The sequence below is a fragment of the Pedobacter sp. Bi126 genome (assembly GCF_918698245.1).
In the GTDB taxonomy this organism is placed as follows: Bacteria; Bacteroidota; Bacteroidia; order Sphingobacteriales; family Sphingobacteriaceae; genus Pedobacter.
Genome location: NZ_CAKKMS010000010.1, coordinates 26,017 through 46,038, shown reverse-complemented (window position 1 = coordinate 46,038; position 20,022 = coordinate 26,017). Strand labels below are relative to the sequence as shown.

Annotated in this window: 12 protein-coding genes; 8 read left to right on the top strand and 4 right to left on the bottom strand. The window is 40.2% G+C overall.

The window, feature by feature from the left end:
- Window positions 1-467: 467 nt before the first annotated feature.
- A complete protein-coding gene (locus LQ201_RS24445) occupies window positions 468-1,511 on the bottom strand; it encodes a macro domain-containing protein (protein WP_230146359.1) in 1,044 nt (347 codons plus the stop codon).
- A 12-nt stretch (window positions 1,512-1,523) separates the two neighbouring features.
- The gene (locus LQ201_RS24440; protein WP_230146358.1) at window positions 1,524-2,180 is read right to left on the bottom strand and encodes a DUF4433 domain-containing protein; all 657 of its coding nucleotides are present in this window, start codon (window positions 2,178-2,180) and stop codon (window positions 1,524-1,526) included.
- A gap of 406 nt (window positions 2,181-2,586) precedes the next feature.
- On the opposite strand from LQ201_RS24440, the gene LQ201_RS24435 reads away from it, so the two are divergent.
- The gene (locus LQ201_RS24435) at window positions 2,587-3,231 is read left to right on the top strand and encodes a hypothetical protein (protein WP_230146357.1); all 645 of its coding nucleotides are present in this window, start codon (window positions 2,587-2,589) and stop codon (window positions 3,229-3,231) included.
- Between the two features lie 39 nt (window positions 3,232-3,270).
- Window positions 3,271-4,335, top strand: a complete 1,065-nt coding sequence (locus LQ201_RS24430) for an ImmA/IrrE family metallo-endopeptidase (protein ID WP_230146356.1) — start codon at window positions 3,271-3,273, stop codon at window positions 4,333-4,335.
- 217 nt (window positions 4,336-4,552) lie between these two features.
- Here LQ201_RS24430 and LQ201_RS24425 read toward each other — a convergent pair whose 3' ends face one another.
- Window positions 4,553-5,089: a hypothetical protein gene (locus LQ201_RS24425; protein WP_230146355.1), complete on the bottom strand. Its 537-nt coding sequence runs from the start codon at window positions 5,087-5,089 to the stop codon at window positions 4,553-4,555.
- A 1,940-nt stretch (window positions 5,090-7,029) separates the two neighbouring features.
- Between LQ201_RS24425 and LQ201_RS24420 the strand changes: the two genes are divergently transcribed.
- The 6 genes from LQ201_RS24420 (at window position 7,030) to LQ201_RS24395 (ending at window position 19,269) form a co-directional block, all read left to right on the top strand.
- Window positions 7,030-7,668, top strand: a complete 639-nt coding sequence (locus tag LQ201_RS24420) for a DUF6266 family protein (RefSeq protein WP_230146354.1) — start codon at window positions 7,030-7,032, stop codon at window positions 7,666-7,668.
- A 915-nt stretch (window positions 7,669-8,583) separates the two neighbouring features.
- Window positions 8,584-9,747 carry a type IX secretion system outer membrane channel protein PorV gene (gene porV, locus LQ201_RS24415; RefSeq protein WP_230146353.1) on the top strand — a complete coding sequence of 388 codons (1,164 nt, stop codon included), beginning with the start codon at window positions 8,584-8,586 and terminating at the stop codon, window positions 9,745-9,747.
- 114 nt (window positions 9,748-9,861) lie between these two features.
- Window positions 9,862-15,387, top strand: a complete 5,526-nt coding sequence (locus LQ201_RS24410; RefSeq protein ID WP_230146352.1) for an Ig-like domain-containing protein — start codon at window positions 9,862-9,864, stop codon at window positions 15,385-15,387.
- 197 nt (window positions 15,388-15,584) lie between these two features.
- Window positions 15,585-16,943, top strand: a complete 1,359-nt coding sequence (locus LQ201_RS24405) for a glycoside hydrolase family 105 protein (protein WP_230146351.1) — start codon at window positions 15,585-15,587, stop codon at window positions 16,941-16,943.
- Between the two features lie 16 nt (window positions 16,944-16,959).
- Window positions 16,960-18,213, top strand: coding sequence for a DUF2264 domain-containing protein (locus tag LQ201_RS24400; RefSeq protein WP_230146350.1), 1,254 nt, complete (start codon window positions 16,960-16,962; stop codon window positions 18,211-18,213).
- A gap of 438 nt (window positions 18,214-18,651) precedes the next feature.
- Window positions 18,652-19,269 (top strand): YceI family protein, encoded by a 618-nt coding sequence (locus LQ201_RS24395; RefSeq protein ID WP_230146349.1) that lies wholly within the window; start codon window positions 18,652-18,654, stop codon window positions 19,267-19,269.
- 311 nt (window positions 19,270-19,580) lie between these two features.
- On the opposite strand, the gene LQ201_RS24390 is transcribed toward LQ201_RS24395, so the two are convergent.
- Window positions 19,581-19,946, bottom strand: coding sequence for a helix-turn-helix domain-containing protein (locus LQ201_RS24390; RefSeq protein WP_230146348.1), 366 nt, complete (start codon window positions 19,944-19,946; stop codon window positions 19,581-19,583).
- Between the last annotated feature and the right edge of the window lie 76 nt (window positions 19,947-20,022).

Below are 20,022 nucleotides of genomic sequence, written 5' to 3'. Positions count from 1 at the left end.
AGATAACGAGCTGTAGTAGGACGAAACGACCAGTCTACAGAACAGTGGAGATTATAAAATGTTCCTTTAACAGTATTTTTAGCTAGCCTATTTAGGGTTTCAATACCGATTGTGTTTTACTGCCAAAAAGTGGGGGAAAAACCACTTTCGTTGAAATATACATTCAATCAACATGTAGATAAAAATCATCATTATAATGAATTTTGTTCATAGTTGGAAATAGCAAAATGCGTTGACTATCTAACCAAAAATAAAAAAATTGTAGCTTTCTGACTTACAATAAATTTCTCTATGTCTTTAATTTAGCAAAGCAGGGTCAATCAAATTGGTTCATACACTATCGAATATCTAATTCACTTTAACAAATAAAATCAGATTTACACAACCAAAGTCTGCTGTTCTTGAAACGAAATAGAAAATAGATCTACGGAAAGTAAAAAGCATGGACACTTGTCTTAGCCACAAACTTAAACGGCGAAATCATAAAACCCAACACTTTTTAAATGCCTTAATGATATACCAAGGTATTTTGGATTCGAAAATACGCTGCGTTTTCTATCGCTCCAGTCCTGCAGTTTTTTCATCAATATTTCACTATCAAACGTATGGTTGTTTTGAATAATATAATCAAGTGAGGATAGCAGTTCAAGCGCGAAATCAGAGTAAAATCCATTCAGGAAATTTATTGTTGATGAAGCAATCTGTAAAAGTTCAGACTTCTTTTCGATGTGGTTTTTAACATCCTGATAAGCATCAGAAACTAAGGTTAGAGGCTCAAAAGGTTTTTTACTCATGTCGCTATATCCCATGAGGTAACTCCCATTGAGCACATTGAGCACATACTTTACCTTACCGGAGTAAGGACCGTAGAAGTTTGGTGTAAAATCCAGTCTGAAATACTTTTTGCCTCCGAAGCGCTGTAGAAAATAGCATACCTTTTCGCTAGAGAATTCAGAAACATACTCTCCATTTTTTACCAAGTCATAAAGTACATAAAGCAGTAAAGCTCTGGCATCGGTAAGCTTTACTCGTTCCTTTTTCAGATGTTCCTTGATCTGGGCAGAAGGCTCATAAACACTTATTTCAACAGCTAGATCACCCAACTTATTTTCAATTATCTTCTTTACTCGTTCCCATTCCAGTCCGCCATTCCCTGCTCCAAGGGGTGGTATGGCAATACTTTTAATTGAATACTGCTTGATGATATCGATTAAATCATCGAGCCCTTCTTCAATGTAGCTATATTCAGCAGGCTTGCGCCAATCTTTTTTAGTCGGAAAATTAACTATTATTTTATCACCAGAATCAAGATTACTGTCTTCATAAACAAATAATTTCCCAACATCAATCGTTTTACTTTTGCAACTTTCAACATAAGCCTTGTAATTATTCGGATATGCCTTCTTAAACTGAAGGGCAATACCTTTACCCATAACTCCAACAGTATTTACCGTATTTATTATGGCCTCAGCTTTGCTTTCCAAGATATTACCTGTGATGTATCTTAACATAAACTTGTGTTCCTAATAATATGCATTTGGCCAGACTTTAATCCCAGCTTCGTTAATTCCTATTTGCATTAATCGCTTCTTTGCAGTTTCATTGTAACAAAGGAAGCCTAATATACAACTCGATGGTAAATCACTTGCAACCAAAAATTCGGCCTGCTTTTTTCGCTTCGTATTCAAATTTTCATCTCCTCCCCAAAATTTAGCCTGAACACAATCCCAATCGATTAGGCCTGGTAAGTCCAATATCCGTTCGTTATCGTAAAAGGTAGTATAACCGTCCGTCCCATGACCATCTGAAAAATAATAGTTTGTTCCTGAATCGAGTACTTTTCTTAGGCTACATACAATGTAAACAATATCCTGCGGCGCAGTAGCCGTTTCGACAAAATTTCCTCCATTCTGCATCACGTATAACATTGGCATCCTAATTCCAAAATAGAACGGGATAAAGTCTCCGAGACATATTCTGGTCGGATTTAGCATCGTGTAGTCGCCGTTATAAACCTCCACAATCTTTGTGCTTCTATTTCCAATTAAGCTCACATCACCAATCGATTTGAAGTCGGGATTAGCCATCGCAGAATCTTTTTTAGTGATGCCATTCACCAAAATATGCGGCAAGTTATCCACATGCACCATTCTGTAAAGATTAATATTATCGATTTGCATCTATCTCAAAAATGATTTATAAGCTAGTTTATAATGAAAAAGGGTAAACAGCGTAAAAAGAATTATGCCGACGCCAATATTTTGCAAAGATAATCTAATAATTCAATCTTGAGCAAAACACCAATTGCCAATTAGTTAACGTAATGATAATTTCCATCAAGTTAAAGATAATGTTTAATTTCTATAATAATAAAGCCATACAAAACATTCACAGATTGTCACTACAAGATATTCGTAAAATGATTATCCGCTAATGTATTTGTTGTACTCATTTACCATACCTAGAAATGCCATTCAACTAAAATACAAAAATATAGAAAAATTATATACAATAAATTTGGTAAATTATATAATTGTGATATTTTTGTACATGATTCTTTATTATTGAAATACTAGAAAGTTAAAAATGGATTTAAAATTACATACCGGCGGTAATGAGCTGTCAAGAAAAAGACAAGGCAAGCGAATGCTTGCAACCTACGAGGCGACAAAAATCGAGTTGGCGAAAGAACTGGTATTGTTGTTTGAGACGTTTGAAGAAGCGATGCTGAAAGTAAACAAATCACTTCATAGCTTTCCCGTATTCACTAGGTCCAGGACGCTGGAAGCATCGATTGTCCAGAGTTGCTTCGCTGAGATTTTAGTTAAAAACTTTCTGGGAAAAGCATTTTTTGGAAAATACAAGCGTTTGGTGCTTCAGGCAAAAGGGTATGTGATTTTGTTTAAGAAACTTGATAAAAAGGGGTATCCAATGAACATTAAAACGGTTAATGTACAGTCCATGCTTAACCAGAATCAAATGCTAGATCTGTTTCAGGATTCGGACTACAATTATGACCCAATCGTATTCTTCGGCTACAAGAAAAATAAAATTGGACAATATGTTAGCCCTCAATTGGTTTACATTGATGAAAACCAAGTGTCCTTCACAATCGAGCCTCATGATTTGCAATTGCCTATGAACTTCAGAAAGCCAGTTGTAGAAGATTTTGAGCAGCAGCAGATTATCCCAGGATTAAAAAATACATCAATCAAAAAAGAAGCAAAATAATAACGTACTGCATGGACTTATTTTACAGCTACCTTATACATGAATTATAAACAACTTACCTTTGCAAGAGAATATAGAGGCTATACACAAACTGAGCTTTCTGGCTTGATAGATGGACTTTCACAGTCTAATTTATCAAAGTTTGAGAAGGGTATGGGTGTATTATCAGAAGAACTGCAAAATAGAATTATTAACTTTTTAAACTTTCCTGCCGAATTTTTTGCAAGAAAAATTAATAGTTCTATTGAAAACGGAAATTACAGGAAGAAAGCGACGATAACCAAATCCTCCATACAACATTTTGAAAATAAATGCAGATTAATCGGATATATTGTTGATGAATTTACAGCATCAATCGACTGGCCTGAATTCAATTTTGCCCCACTCAATGTAGAAGAGGGGTATTCTCCTGCTGAAATAGCAAATCGTAACAGAGACCATTTAGCACTTGACAAGGATTTGCCAATAAAAAGCATCTGTAGCTTACTTGAAGCTAATGGAATAATTTTATACCAGATCGATGCTGACGAAAAATTTGATGGCGTATCATTCATCAGCAATGCAGGTACACCTATTATTATCGTCAATAAAAATTTCTCCAACGATCGGAAGCGTTTTACAATAGCGCATGAGCTTGGACATATTCTTATGCATAACGAAAACCTTTTCCCCATTTCCAGTTACCGTAACAAGGAAGTGGAGGCGAATATTTTCGCTGCTCAATTCCTAATGCCCGAAGCCGCGATAAAAAATTCCCTACGCAGGTTGAAAATGAGTGACTTGGGGGACTTAAAGTGTTACTGGCTCACTTCTATGGGCGCATTGATTAGGCGTGCGAGAGACCTTCAATGCATTGATGATTCGAGATATCGCTTCTTTATGATCGAAATGTCTAGATACGGCTACAGTAAAAAAGAGCCTATCGAAGTACCTATTGATGAGCCTACCTGTTTTAAAAATGCTTACAGATTACTCCAAACCGAATTGGGTTACGATCAAGAAGATTTCATTAATTACCTTTCCTTGCCCGCTGATGTTATTGAAGACTTGCTAACCTTTGATCAACAGGTTAAACTTAAAGTTCTTAAGCTGCCCATCCGTTAAATATTATTTATAATCACAGTTCAGGTTTAAAAGCCATGTCCTATCAAAAAGATGGAACATGGCTTTTCGTAAAATAGACTTTTAAAAACTAATGCGGAAACCCATCTAGTCATAGCATTTCGCTAAGACCCTAGCAGAATCAATTTATAACAAAAAAAGCCCATCTTTCGATGCGCTTTTAATCTTAGCTGGGAGATACGGAATGTCGAGCTTTTTCTCAACAACCGTTATTTTTGCTAAAGTCACGTTTAAAAAGTACCTTATTATTTTGCTCAATATAATCGCCTGATACAATCAAATAGGGATGATTAGGTGAATAGCCAGCGCTGCGGCTTCTTACGATTATTTTGTCGTTAACTTTCAGGCCATTTAACTGCTGAAATTCCTTAAGCGTGAATTGCATCATGTATTCTTCGCCATCAATGCTGACGATAAGCCATTTTGGTCCTGATTTCGCGTTTGCGCGCTGAAAAGTAACTGAGGTGACCACGGCCTCCATATTGCTAAAATCCTTTAGGTACTTCCTTATTTTATCATGACTGGCATGCACTTTTTTACCTTCAGGAGAAAGCTCCCATTCTTTGAACCTGATCCCGTCAGGAGAGGCCTCCCATTTTTTCCTGTCCTCCACCATGCGGGCTTTCATTTCAGCGGTAGACAAGGGCTTTGGGGATGGCTTAATTTCACGATTGGCAAATACTAATCCGCTCACCACAACCAGTGGTAAGACCAGCACATAGATGGTTTTTTTCATATGTTTCATATCCTTTCAAATTGATTAAGCGAATCTAGTTTGATATTTTTCGGATGGAGTGATTTGGATTGTAAATAAAAATGTAAATTTTGTAAATAAATCGTAAATCGTATTTGAAGGGCGATTTTAGCCCCTCGCTCAATGCCTTAAGTTAAGCACTGCAGTCGTCAGTCTGTCCAAAGGACTCCTGTGGAGAGCATAGTCGAAGACTTCTTGAGATTGATGAAACGCAAATAAATGCCCTTCGACTCCGCTATCAATGACAGACTCCAACAGCGTGGTCGTCTTTCCCGCGCAGGCCTATCGTGTGGACACATCTTTTGTTACCTCTATATATGTTTTTTTAGTACATTTGATTAAGGCGGTCGTCATGCTATCCCGAATGTTCGGGATCAGCATCTTTCGAGTTATAAAAAGGCATTTATTTCAAAAAAAACATTAATTAAGCAACCATAGCCTTTTCCGCTCTTTGCCGCGGGGCATGGTACTTTGGAGCGCCAAAGTACCCAAAGCGCTTTGTCAATCCGGCAATGTGGCTCCTCACCACCTACGCTCATCAAAAAACAGCGGCACTTCGTTTAATCAGCTGTTGTCTCCGTTTTCTTCTGTCTGATTGAGCCCTTCGGGGTTTGTGTTCAATATTTCCTAAAACTTTAAATTAGCTTTATGAACACAAAACCACTGCGTTTTAGGTTTGGTGGTGCTATTTTGTTCTATTCTGCACCTGTTTTTTGATTTCCTGCCACTTGGGATTGACGGGCGTTCTTCGGTAAAACCTGTGTATTATTAAAGTAGGTCAGCATAACGCCGAAAAACCCACACATATAAAGATGTGTCCACGATAGGCGCAAGCGGGAACCACGCAGTGCTCAGCGAAGCTAATCTTTAAGCGCTTGCATTACAATTATTCATAGGCTTTCTTCTCTTCAAAGGCATTCATGAGCACTGTGTGGTTCCCAATCAAGTTGGGAATGATGAACCGCCAAAAGCTGTCATCAATACTCCGATGTATTTGAAAAATTTAACCCTACCATTGCCGTTATTTTGTAATTATTTACTAATAAGATATTTGCGACACTATACATTTCCGCCCAGCTAGGCCACAGCACCGCATCTCCGTTCCACTGAAATCCGGCCTAACAAATTTTTCGGGCTCCACCAGCACAGCCAACCCACTAACTTCGAAAGAAAACGGCGAAGCCCTCATGAATGCAGCTGAAAACTATAATACAAAATGAATAAATTTTCAGCCGGTGTTTTTTGTTTTTTCATACACCTTTATGTTTTTCAACGGCATTCAAGCTAGCTACGCTGGTCTTTTTGACACCAAAAAGAAAGAGCCTTTCGGCGGCGGTGAGCCGAGGCAAGAATGAGCCGCTGGGCAAAAAAAGGATAGGCTTCATTCATATTGATATTTATACAATAAATTATCTCTCAGGGTAACATCTTTTTGCGATTTATCCCTTAACCTAACGACAAAGAGTCTCCTATTCTGATTATAGCATCTCGCTAGGACCCAAGCAGCAAAAATAATTTAACCACGACTTGTCCCGATTTTCGGGAGATAAAAAGGATGTACACAGCTATGAAAATCCGTGTTTATCGGTGTGCATCTGTGGTTAAAGCCATTCTGGTCGTAGCGTCTCCAATGTTATTTCATAAACCTATTCCAGAAAATTAGAATTAAGCTTAAATAATCAACCAATAAACAAAAATGAAACAAATTGTAAGCATCTTTTTTATCACTAAACGCTGATTCAAAGTTAATTCACCGTTACTGAGGTTTGAATTAAAACGGACTTAGTTCGGAGTTGGTTCGGACTTGTGACAGACCCATTCGAACTAATCGCGTTTTAACGCCCCGTTAAATTTGATGAAATAGTGCATTGATAAAATTCTTTTCCTATCTTGGTAGTAATCATCCCATAATTTAAAAAATTATGGCAATATTTAATCAAGGAATCAACGGTGGTTTCACCGGAAAAGTAGGTAGTGTAATAGGCTATCAACTAAATGGACAATGGGTAATGAGGGGTTTACCTAAACCCAGTCCAAAAAACAAAAAAGGAACGGCCCAACAAAAGGCTTGCAGGTCTGGTTTTACCAGAATGCAGTATTTTCTTAAACCCTTAATTACCTTTATTAGGGTAGGCTACAATCTCGAATCCAAACTGCGGATGATGACTGCGCATAACGCAGCCAAATCGTACAATATGCTCAACGCATTTGATGCAAATGGCGACATTGACTGTGCAAAGGTATGTCTAACATTTGGAAGCTTGATGGGGGCAGAAAACCCCAGCGTAGTTAAAGATGATGTAGGGCTTCATTTCAGCTGGCAAAATAATGCTGCCAATAACTGGGTTAGGGAAAACGATCAGGTGATGGTAATGGCTTATAATGTAAAAGCTCAGCGGGCTTATTTTAAACTCAGTGGTGCAAGGAGAAGTGATGGCATGGAAACCATTGAAATCCCAGCGTTTGAAAAGGACAATGAACTGCATACCTGGATTTCATTTATCGCAGATGATAGGCAGTCTATTACAATGAGCATCTACACAGGGAATATTATTATTTAGGAGACCAGAAAAAGGTAGTATTCCATTAAAATCTTATTAAAGCATCTTTTAACCGTTCAGTTTTGTAAACTGAATGGTTAAAAGATGCCCTCTTCTAGTCTTTATTGTTGATCACGCCAGGTAATCACCTTATTTAGGTCGTTGAAATCTATGTGTTAGCACATCTATCTTTATATTAAAACAAAGCACAAACGTTTGCGTATAATCCGCTACTTTAAATTTTGCTTTAAAATGTTAAATGTCAATAATCCAATATCAAATCGATCTCTTATTTTTTACCATACTATTTATTTCGATCATCTCCTGTTTTTGTAATAATAAATTTACAAATGAGGCCTATTTCTGAAATAAGCTGGGTAATTGTGCACTTAACCCACGAGCTGGGCTATGCTGAATATAATTTACTGTTTTTCTACTTCTTCTGATCACATTGTACCCTTATTTAAAAATTTTCAAGCAAATGTGGTAGCATGATCAGTGATATTATTGTCGTCTAAACTCGGAATTACTGTCAATCTGTTCGCAAACAAACGTTTGTGCTGTCTTTTTTATTTGACTTAAATCAATTGTACTTAGTTTTGATAAAGGTCTCTAACTAAGATCTATACCAACATCCTATAATCATTTTATTAAAAAACAAACGAGTAAATTATTAGTGAATCAACTAACCAAATAAACCTATAAACGAGTTTTTGTTGCCTATAACTTCTTGAAAGAAATCGTCCTGTTGAAACAAGAAGAATTACAGTATTGCCTGAAACAGACAGTCTCATTTGTGATATGCCTTCCAGGTAATACTGTAATTAGATAAATGTAATATCGATCTAGAGATTTTGGCTGATGCAGTAAGCGGTAGTGGTGATGGTTGTTTTTTGATCATAATAACTTAAAATTTTAACTCATAACCGAAAACCAATGAACAGAATGTTTTTCCTCTTAATCCTGCTTGCTTTAGTTATTACAAACGCTAATGCCCAGCAGGCAGGGAAAATTAACAATGATGGCAGATCTAACAGTCTGGTCGCTGCAGCCCCCTTTTTAAGGATCACCCCTGGTGCCCGCATCGCTGGCATGGGGAACGCTGGGGTAGCGGTTGAGGCTGATGCCCATTCGGCGGCTATCAATGCAGCATCGATGGCCTACCTACCGCAAGGTTCAACAGGAATAGGGTTAACCTATACCCCATGGATGAGGAACCTGGTGCCAGACATGAACCTTGCCTACCTGAGCGGCTACCGTAAGCTGGATGAACGTAATACCATAGGGGCGTCTTTGAGGTATTTTTCTCTGGGTGCTGTTAGTCTTACCGATGATAACGCACAGGGACTGGGAACGGCCCGGCCGACCGAGTTTGCGGCCGATATTAGTTATGCCAGGAGTTTTGGAAGTGAATTTGCACTTGGTGGAAGTATCCGTTTCATCAGCAGCAGTCTGTTTACCGGACCAACAAGTTCGGGCGGGCAAGCAGGACCGGGAAGGGCCCTGGCCGCCGACATATCCGCGATCTACCGAACCGGTGTGATGCTGTTCGGAGGCCCCGCAGATTGGTCATTAGGCGTAAATATCTCCAACATTGGAACAAAAATGAGCTACAGCGATACCGGCGAACAATACTTTCTGCCTACTGAGCTGAAACTGGGCGCTGCAGTCTCTTTCATCGGAAATGAAAGTAAACTGACCCTGGCTTTGGATCTGAATAAATTGCTTATACCTACCCAACCGATTTATTCGCCTGATGGAAAGATTATCAGTGGAAAGAACCCCGACAGGTCTGTTCCGGCAGGTATTTTCGGGTCGTTTAATGATGCACCTGGAGGCTTTAGTGAAGAAGCAAGGGAAATAGGTTTATCAACCGGGCTCGAACTGTTATTTAAAGATAGAATGGTATTTCGTGCAGGTTATAATTACCAGGATGCACAGAAAGGGGATGGCAGTTATTTTACCCTTGGTGCAGGCTTTAGGTACCAGATCTACAGCATTGATCTATCTTACCTGGCCACCGCAGAAAGAAGCAATCCGCTCGCCAATACGCTGCGGTTTGGTCTTGCCGTAAATTTTCTTCCGAGGAAGGGAAAATAACAGAAATAACAAACAGATCGTAGCCAGACATTACTGGTGAAAATATAGGCAGAATAGGAGGAGATGGCTTAAACAAAACTAAAACCAATATTATTTAATTTAAACCCTGACCAAATGAAAAAACGATTACTCTCTTTTCTCGCCATGTTATTGCTCTGTGCAATTGCGAACGCCCAAAACCCGGTCACCATCACCGCAGCCGCTTCAAAACGGCCATCTCAAAGTGGTAGTGAAATTACAAAAGCCTTCGATGGTAATCTGACGACCATGTACCATTCTAACTGGTCTTTAAACGCCATGCCAGACACCGTTGATTTTTATTTTGTTGGTGTAAAAAGCATCAATAAAGTTGATTATACCCCGCGGCAATCGGGTCCAAATGGCATCTGGACCACTGTAGATGTTTATTATGCTTCTGGTGATGCACCTTCGGTTTTTGTAAGCAAGCTGAGCAATATAAGCTGGGCCCAAACCAGTGCGGTAAAAACGATCGATATGACGGCCAGCCCGATTGTAAAACCCTACATCGTTCGCTTTGTAATCAGAGCGGCAGGAGGCAATTTTTCGAGCTGTGCTGAAATCAATTTTAGTTCTGCAGAAACAGGGCCATTTGTTCAGCCTTTAGATTGCGACAATCCAATAGCAGAAGATTTTACAGCCTATTCTGATGTTAAACTGGCCATTTCCAGTGCCAGCGTAAGCCCTGCAGCGAATGGCGGTGAAGATATCTCGCGTACTTACGATAACAACACGGCTACCTTATACCATTCTAGCTATAGTGGCGGCGGATTTCCGATCAGTTTAACCTATAATTTTACCACCAGTCCTACTATCGATTATATCAGCTATGTGCCGAGGCAGGATGGCGGCTCAAATGGTATTTTTGGTACAGGCGAAATCTGGTATAAAACCACAACACAAACGACTTTAACCAAATTAATGAATTTTGATACGGGTTTTAGTTCAGCTGCGTATCAGATCAGTTTCCCTGCAGCTTTAACCAATGTTACACAGGTTGTGGTTAAAGTGCTTACAGGTAAAAATAATTTCGCCAGTTGTGCCGAAATGCAGTTCTATCAGAAAAACAGCGCCGGCAATTTATACACAAACATTTTTGCGGATGATCTGCATACAACATTAAAATCTGGAATAACGCAAACCGATATTGATGCCATTGCTTCTCCTTTTTTTAAATCTTTGGCACAATGTATTTTCAATAATAGCTACAACAGGAAATACCGCGTGCAGACCTACGATTATTACCCAAATCCGGTCACTGTAGAGGGGGTATTAAAAATAAATGGCTTAAACAAAGTTGAAAACCCAACCGGAATTGCCTTTAGGGCGAATACCAAAGCGATTGTTTTTGTTGGCGATACCTATGGTGTAAACCCACAGTTAGTTGTTAAAGATTTTGGACTGGATTATAGCAGCACTACCGATAGCTATCCCCTGAAAAAAGGGGTAAACATTATCAATGTGTTGCATGATGGACTGGCTTATATCGGTTACTTTAGCGATAATACCAATCTGCAGCCTATACAGATTAACATTACCACAGGCCAGGTTAACGGATATTACAATCCTTTAACCGATACCAATGATGATTGGACAAAAATGTTGCTTAATGGTGTGTACTCGAAGTTGGATATGAAAGGAATCTATACCAATCTAAATCTCAACAAAAATATACTGATCAGTAATTCGGCAGCCAGTGGAAAAGAACTGGTTGCAGCCTACGATACTATTGTGCATAACGAGTTTACGTTAAATGGTCTAACCAAATATAACAGGGTGCCTAAAAACCACATGTTTTTAAGGTCTATAACTGGTGATGGGAACCCGAATGCAAGTGGTGAAGGTGTAAATTATCCCATAGGTGTGGGTGGCAGTGGTTCTAACCTGGCAAGTGCTACCGGAGTTTTTAAAGATCCCTGGGGAATTGCCCATGAGTACGGCCATAACAACCAGGTGAGGCCAGGAGCCAAATGGATAGGCATGACTGAAGTAACAAACAATGTTAACTCGGCATGGATACAATATCTTTTTAATACCAATTATGCAAATACCACAAGACTGGAAAAAGGTAATGATGCACCTAAAGCAGGAGCTGCCAGTTTATATGGTGGACGGTACGGCTCGTTGTTTGATAATTGTTTGATACAGAAAAAACATATGGAGGCACAAGGCGATGTATTTGTGCGATTGGTGCCTTTGTGGCAACTGGAAGTGTATTACCAGCTTGCCGGTGCAGGTAAAAACCTGCCGACCATGCAACAGCGATTAACCGGTACAGCAGCTCCGGTTGGACAACCAGATGTGGCTTTTTGGTACGGCGATGTGTTAGAGAAAATGCGTACTACCAGTCAGACAGGATTAAATGAAGGCCAGTTATTACTCAACTTTGTAAGTGCTGCCTGCGATGCTGTTCAGGAAGATCTGACCGATTTCTTTGTGAAAAGTGGCTACCTGTTGCCAATTGATATGGATATAGACGATTATTCTATAAAGCGGTTAACCATTACCCAAGCACAGATAGATGCACTAATTGCTAGTGTACAAGCGAAAGGATATCCAAAACCAGTATCTCCGGTGTTAAATTATATTTCGGCAAATACGATAAACACCTTTAAAAACCGTACGCCATTGGCAACAACTGCAGCTGCAACGGTCGGTGTAACCGTTAATACCAACACATTAAAGATTGATAATTCGAAATGGGCAAATGCAGTAGCTTTTGAGACCTATAACCAAAAGGTACTTACCGATGTGGCTATTTATGGGGCTGGAGAAGCAACCACAGCAAACGCAAACACAACGGTTCAATATGGTGCCGGTTCAACAAGTGTTTATGCTGTTGGAGTTGATGGTACAAGAAAATTGGTTTATCCGGCAGTAGATGTCGCCAATGTATTGCCAACAGTATCGATTACTTCTCCTGTTAACAATGCAGTAGTTACAGTGGGTAGCGATGTTGTCATAAATGCCGATGCTGCCGATACAGATGGAACTGTTACTAAGGTAGAGTTTTATCAAGGTAGCACACTTTTAGGTCAGTCAACCACTGCACCTTATAGTTTTACCTGGACTAATCCAGCTGTAGGAAATTACAACCTTACCGCTAAAGCAACCGATAATAACGGAGGAGTAAAGGTATCAGACACAGTTAAAGTGATCATCAATACCTTGCCAACGGTGGCCATTAGTTCACCGGCAAACCATGCGGTGTTTACGGCAGGTATAAACGTTGCTATCGATGCCAATGCTGCTGATACCGACGGAACAATTGCTAAAGTAGAATTCTTTCAGGGATCGACTTTATTAGGTGAATCTACAGGTGCACCTTATAGTTTTACCTGGACTAATCCAGCTATAGGAAATTACAACCTTACCGCTAAAGCAACCGATAATAACGGAGGAGTAAAGATATCAGATACAGTTTATGTAATCATCAATACCTTACCAACGGTGGCCATCAGTTCACCGGCAAACCATGCTGTGTTTACAGTAGGTACGAATGTTACTATCAATGCCAATGCCGCTGATATTGATGGTACAATTAGCAAAGTAGAGTTTTATCAGGGTTCAACGCTGTTAGGTGAATCTACAGCTGCACCTTATAGCTTTACCTGGAATAATCCTACAGCAGGAAATTACAGCCTTACCGCTAAAGCAACCGATAATAACGGAGGAACAACAATATCAGACACTGTTAAGGTTACCATCAATACCTTACCAACGGTAGCCATCAGTTCGCCAACAGGCAATGCTGTATATACGGCGGGTGCTAATGTTGTCCTAAACGCCAATGCTGCTGATACCGACGGAACAATTAGCAAAGTAGAGTTTTATGAGGGCAATACTTTTTTAGGTCAATCTACCACTGCACCATATAGCTTTACCTGGAATAACCCTGGTCCCAGATTTTATAACATCACGGCAAAGGTCACCGACAATAATGGCGGTACAGCTGTTGCAGATACGGTTAGGATTAAGATAAATGCCATACCAACAGTGGCCATCACCTCACCGGCAAACAATACTGTATTTATAGCAAATTCGAATGTTACCATAAAGGCCGATGCAGCTGATACAGACGGAACGATCAGTAAAGTAGAATTTTATCAAGGTAGCACACTTTTAGGTCAGTCTACTACTGCACCTTATAATTTTACCTGGACCAGTCCTGCTTCGGGAAGCTATGCCCTTACGGCAAAGGCAACTGACAATAATGGTGGAACAACCACATCAACAGCTGTAAATGTTACGGCAAATACTTTACCAACGGTGGCCATCAGTTCACCGGCAAACAATGCTGTGTTTACAACAGGATCGAATCTGGTCATTAGTGCCAATGCTGCTGATACCGACGGAACAATTACCAAAGTAGAGTTTTATCAGGGCAACACATTGTTAGGTCAGTCTACAACAGCACCTTACAGCTATACCTGGACCAGTCCAGCCACGGGAAGCTATGCCCTTACGGCAAAGGCAACTGACAATAATGGTGGAACAACCATATCAGCTATTGTAAATATTAGTGTGAGCGCCGCACCAACGGTATCTATTACCGCGCCGGTTAACAATGCAATATTTGCGGCAAACTCAAATATTACAATCAACGCGAGTACCACTGGAACAGTTGTTAAAGTAGAGTTCTATAAAGGTTCGACTTTATTGGGCCAATCTACAACGGCACCCTATAATATGGTGTGGAATAATGTTTCATCAGGAACGTATACGCTTACTGCAAAAGCAACAGATAATTTAGGCAGGATGGCTACATCTTCTCCTGTTACTGTTACCGTAAACACACCGCAGGCCTTAACTGTTAATCCGGTGGCCGATGCATTTGTTCGGGACGGTGTTTTTGCAAATGCCAATAACGGAAGCTCAAAGAGCCTGGATGTGAGCAGCGATAACTGGTCTGCTTTCAGAGAATCTTACCTGCGCTTCGATTATAGCACATTTTCGGGTTCAGCAGTAAACAGTGCAAAAATCAGGGTGTATGCTTCGCGTATAGAGGTAAATCCTTCAAGGAATGTATCAGTGTACGGACTGTCTAATACCACCTGGGGAGAAGGCACCATTACCTGGAACAACAAACCAACTGAAAGTGGTACTTTGCTTGGTAACTACATTGTTAAAAATACGGCCCGTGCCTGGTACGAACTGGATGTAACCGCTTATATCAATAGCCAGCTTGCTTTAGGCAAAAAAATCATCTCCATCAGGCTGATCAATCAGGAAGCAAAAGGATCTGGTAATCTGGTAAGCTTTAATTCGCGCGAGGCAAACAGCAATAAGCCAGAACTCTTATTGAACCAGGAAGCGGGTGCAACAAACTTCGAAGAGTGGCCGATAAACACCAATAATGGCAAAGCCCTTGGATCATTGCTGGCATTAACAGTTACTGCATGGCCAAATCCAAGTACGACCGGGTTTAAAGTGCAGGCAGAAAGCCCTAGCAGCGATGCATTACAGTATAGGGTTTATAATATAGCCCAGCAATTGGTTAAAGAAGCTAAAATAGCGGTTAACGAACAGTTAACTTTCGGGACTGAACTTCCTGCCGGTGTATACATGGTAGAGGTACGACAAGGCACAGAAAGAAAGGTTGTAAAAGTAATTAAGTTATAGCCGTTTTTTTTTAAGATTATTGAAAAAGAGAGTGCCTAAAAGCACTCTCTTCTTTATGTTGTCATTTTTTGAATGTTAGGAGGCTTACGATTTAACATACCTCATATCGCGAGAATTTTTACCACATATTAAACTATATCCCAATAAACAATAAATGATCAAAATTTATTAACCGGATCATTAAAATCAATTATTAAATGCAGAAACAAATAATTCTATTCCTCCTGGTTCTTTTCTCTTTCGAAAAGATGAATGCGCAGAAAAAACAGCCGCTAGCAAGTGAAATCATCAGCCAGATGAAAAAAGTTGCGGATTGGCAATGGACAAATTTAGAAACAGCAGGGTGGAAAAATCCGAAAAAAGACTGGACCAGTGGCGCAATGTACGCTGGGATGATGGCATGGGCACGCCTGGCCGATACCGAAAGTTATTATAAAAAGCTGATTCAGGTTGGTGAAGATAACAAGTGGGAAACGGGAAGATACCGGTATTTTGCAGACGATTATTGCGTTGGTCAGCTTTATTCGCAGCTATACACCATTTACAAAAGGCCCGAATATATCCAGCAGTTTAAAGCCCTGGCCGATACCATTGTTTCTTTACCACATGTAGAAAGCCTTGAATGGAAAAATAGTATTTATACCCGCGAATGGGCCTGGTGCGATGCCCTGTTTATGGGGCCACCAGCTTTGGGGTATTTAAGCCAGGCAACGGGAGATCCGAAGTATCTGGATAAATCAATCGCGCTATGGTGGAAATCTACCGCCTATTTGTACGATGAAGACGAGCATCTTTTTTACCGCGATAGCCGATATTTTAACAAAAAAGAGAAAAATGGAGCCAAGGTGTTCTGGAGCAGGGGCAATGGGTGGGTAATGGGTGGTTTAGTACGGCTGTTATCGGTAACACCTGAAAATCACCCTGAGCGTAAGAAATTGGTAAAGTTGTTTATCAGCATGACTGAGAAGCTGGCCGCGCTGCAACAGGCAGATGGAAGCTGGCACGCCAGTTTGCTCGATCCCGAGAGTTATCCTTCAAAAGAAACCAGCGGTACAGGTTTTATCTGTTATGCGATGGCCTGGGGCGTAAACAACGGACTTATTCCCTACAAAAAATACAAAAGCGTAATTTCCAAAGCATGGGATGCACTTAGTTCTTCCGTTCATACTGATGGAAAATTGGGTTTTGTACAGGCACAGGGTGCTGCGCCTGATAAAGTTGGATATGAGGATACTGATGTTTATGGCGTTGGTGCTTTTTTATTGGCAGGAAGTGAAATGTTCCGTTTAAATCTGGCGCATAACGATAAAAGTATTGTTGCCGAAGCGTACAACGGATCTTCAGCCAATAATAATCAGACTATAAAGATCGCATGGCCACAAATTGTAAAAAAGGTTAAAATAAAAGATCCCAAACAATTAATAGCAAGAGATGCAGCCACTGGACAAATTGTGCCTTTAAGCATTAATTATAAAGATGAAAAAATAACCGAGGTATCTTTTACGGAGAACATTACCGCCGGAACGAGCAAGTTTTACGAAATCAGCACCAAATAAAATGATAAAGTTAGCGATGAAGAATTTTAAATATGCCTTTTTAATAAGTCTTGTATTTTTAACCACAAATGCAGTTACCCATGCACAAACCGCAAAGAAAACAAAAACAGCCCCGGTAACAAGCGGCGCACAAGACCGGGCTTTTTGGGTGAAAACTTTATATAAAATTGCTTATCCCGTTATCCATAACCTGGCCAATAATACATTAAAAAAAAACATGGCTACCGAGGTAGCACCACAGTATTATAACAATGTAAGGGAAGTGGGTTATACAGAAGCATTAGGCCGTACTTTTGCAGGAATTGCCCCTTGGCTAAGCCTGCCAGATGATGATACGGAAGAAGGGAAACTAAGGGCAAAGTTTAAAGCTGAGACCATTCAGGCCTTAAGCAATGCGGTTGATCCATCAAGTGCTGATTACATCAATTTCAGAACAGATGCACAGCCGATTGTTGATGCAGCCTATGTGGTGCAGGGTTTTTTGCGTGCACCCAATGTTTGGAAGGCACTAAACGAAACGACGCAAAAAAGATATATCGACGAGATTAAATCGTTAAGAAACCGGACAGGCGCTTATAACAACTGGCTCTTGTTTACCGCTATAGAAGAAGCCTGGTTGTTAAGTGTTGGCGAAGATTATGAACCTTACCGCACCATGACAGCCATTAATAAACTGAATGAATGGTATGTAGGAGACGGATGGTACTCAGATGGATCGAGTTTCAGTACAGATTATTACAATTCTTATGTTATCCATCCGATGATGATCGATATTCTGAAAGTAATGGTAAGCAAGAAAAAGGCGGCCGAAGCGCAGCTTACAAAAGCCACTGGCCGGGCTGTACGTTATGCCCAGATTACCGAAAGGATGATTTCTTCAACAGGCGAATACCCGCCGGTAGGAAGAAGTGTAACTTACCGTACTGCTGCCTTTCAAACCTTGGGGCAGATTGCGCTGGATCAAAAACTACCTACAGAATTAAGTCCGGCGCAAGTGCGTTGTGCGTTGACCAAAGTATTCGAAAATATGTACGCTGGAGATCAAAATTTTGATGCGCAGGGATGGTTGGTTTTAGGCTTTAACGGCCACCAGCCAGAAATCGCCGATCCATATACCTGTACCGGAAGCCTTTATATGGCGACTCTTGGATTTTTGCCATTAGGGTTACCCGCCAACAATGCATTTTGGACAGAAGCAGCCGCACCCTGGACCGCTCAGAAAGCCTGGACCGGTAGTTCATTTCTAAAAGATCATTCATCAGGGAAATGATTCGCTGAAAATGAATTGATTTTATAGTTGTCATCCTGAGTGGGTAATTTATTTTAAAAAAATCAATATAAATGACATTTAATTATATTGGTCTTTCACGTATGCGATTCCCCTCTTTCGGAGGGGTTTTCGCAAGACGGGGTGTTTTTTTAGTCCTAGCGGCCCGAAAAATTTGTTAGGCCGGATTTAAGTAGAACGGTGCGGTTTATGAGATGAACGTACCCATGAGGAACTTTGGCTTACCAATGTTGATGCTACAGTTTGGTGCGGAACCAAGTGAGCTTTAGCCGAAAAGCCCTTTTTATAAATTATTGTTGATTTTCAAGATGTTGATGTGGTTGAAAAGTGATGATCATCAGTTTTCAATCTGGTGCGCCTCACAAAATTTGACGGCAGAACAGGGTAGGTTTGATAAACAGTTTAATCCAATAACCTGCTATGAAAATATTTAACATATTCCAGAAAAAAATCAGACCTATCACCCTATTGTTTATGCTCTTCCCGCTGGTAACAGTGGCGCAAACAACATATCAGCTTTCGCAAACAGCCAGCAATTCAGTTAAGGTAATGGGCACATCCAATGTTCGCGATTGGTCGATAACATCCAAACAGTTCGAAAGCACAGGTACATTTAATTTCAATGCCCGTGGTGAAATGACGGACGTAACAGCCCTAAAATTTACCCTGACGGCAAAGAGCCTCAAAAGCGGAAAATCTGCTATGGACGACCGTACCTATAAAACGCTTAACGCAACTGAGTTTCCTAAGATAAGCTATCAGCTCACTTTTGCAACAGTTACCATGGTACAGGCAAAAAGGTATTCTATCCAGACATCAGGAATTCTGACCATTGCCGGGAAAACACAGAGCCTTTCAATGAAGGTAATGGCTTTGGTAAATGCAGATGGTTCCATTAGTTGCCATGGCAGCGAAAAATTAATGCTAAGCGACTATGGTATTGAACCACCAAGTTTTATGCCTGGCCCGATGAAAGTGGGTAATAACCTCGTTGTCCGGTTCGAGTTCGATTATGTTAAGGCATCAGTAGCAAAATAGCAGTTCATCACTAAGATTAAATCATGAAAAATAAATTTACTCCGGTTGTTGCCCTAAGGGTAGCAATTGCGAGTTTGTATAGCTTTGGGACGCAGGCCCAGGTCTCCAATCTTAGGCCTTATGATAAATCTGGTATCGGATAAATGTTAAACGAGGCACTATCGAGCTGATAAGACAACAAGCCATTAATTTTTCTGATTTTCAGCTCATTCCTCCAAAAAAATAGGCAGGCTTATTCAGGCCAAAGGTCAACTGGTTGTGGCTTTCGTTTTAAAAATGGAAGGCAGGGTAATTCAGGTGTTTTAGTGTATTTATCTAAACTGCCCTTTTTCCAACAGTGAAATCGTGCTGAGCTGAATCTTATTTAACCTTTCCTGAAGTTCGAGGGCTTTGTTCTTTTCGTTAAGTAAAGCCTTCAAACGGTCTACTTCTGCTGCAAGTCTTTGTTTCTCCTGTAACTCCATCTTCGAGAAAACCTTTCCACTTTCGTAATAGCTGAAAAAATTATAGTTCAGGATTTCACTCACGCGGACCAAAGTAAGAATATCGATAGTTGCGGTATTCAGCATCTCCTGCGTTTTTGTTTTGCTGATCTCAAGGGCGGCGGCAATGTCTGAAACAGAGATATCTTTCTGCTTCATTTCCTTCCAGATCATTAAGCCTATATGGACACTCATTTTGTATAATGGGATAATTTGAAACATTAAAATTACGGAAAGCATGCTGATTTAATCATTTTTTGTGGTAATGATA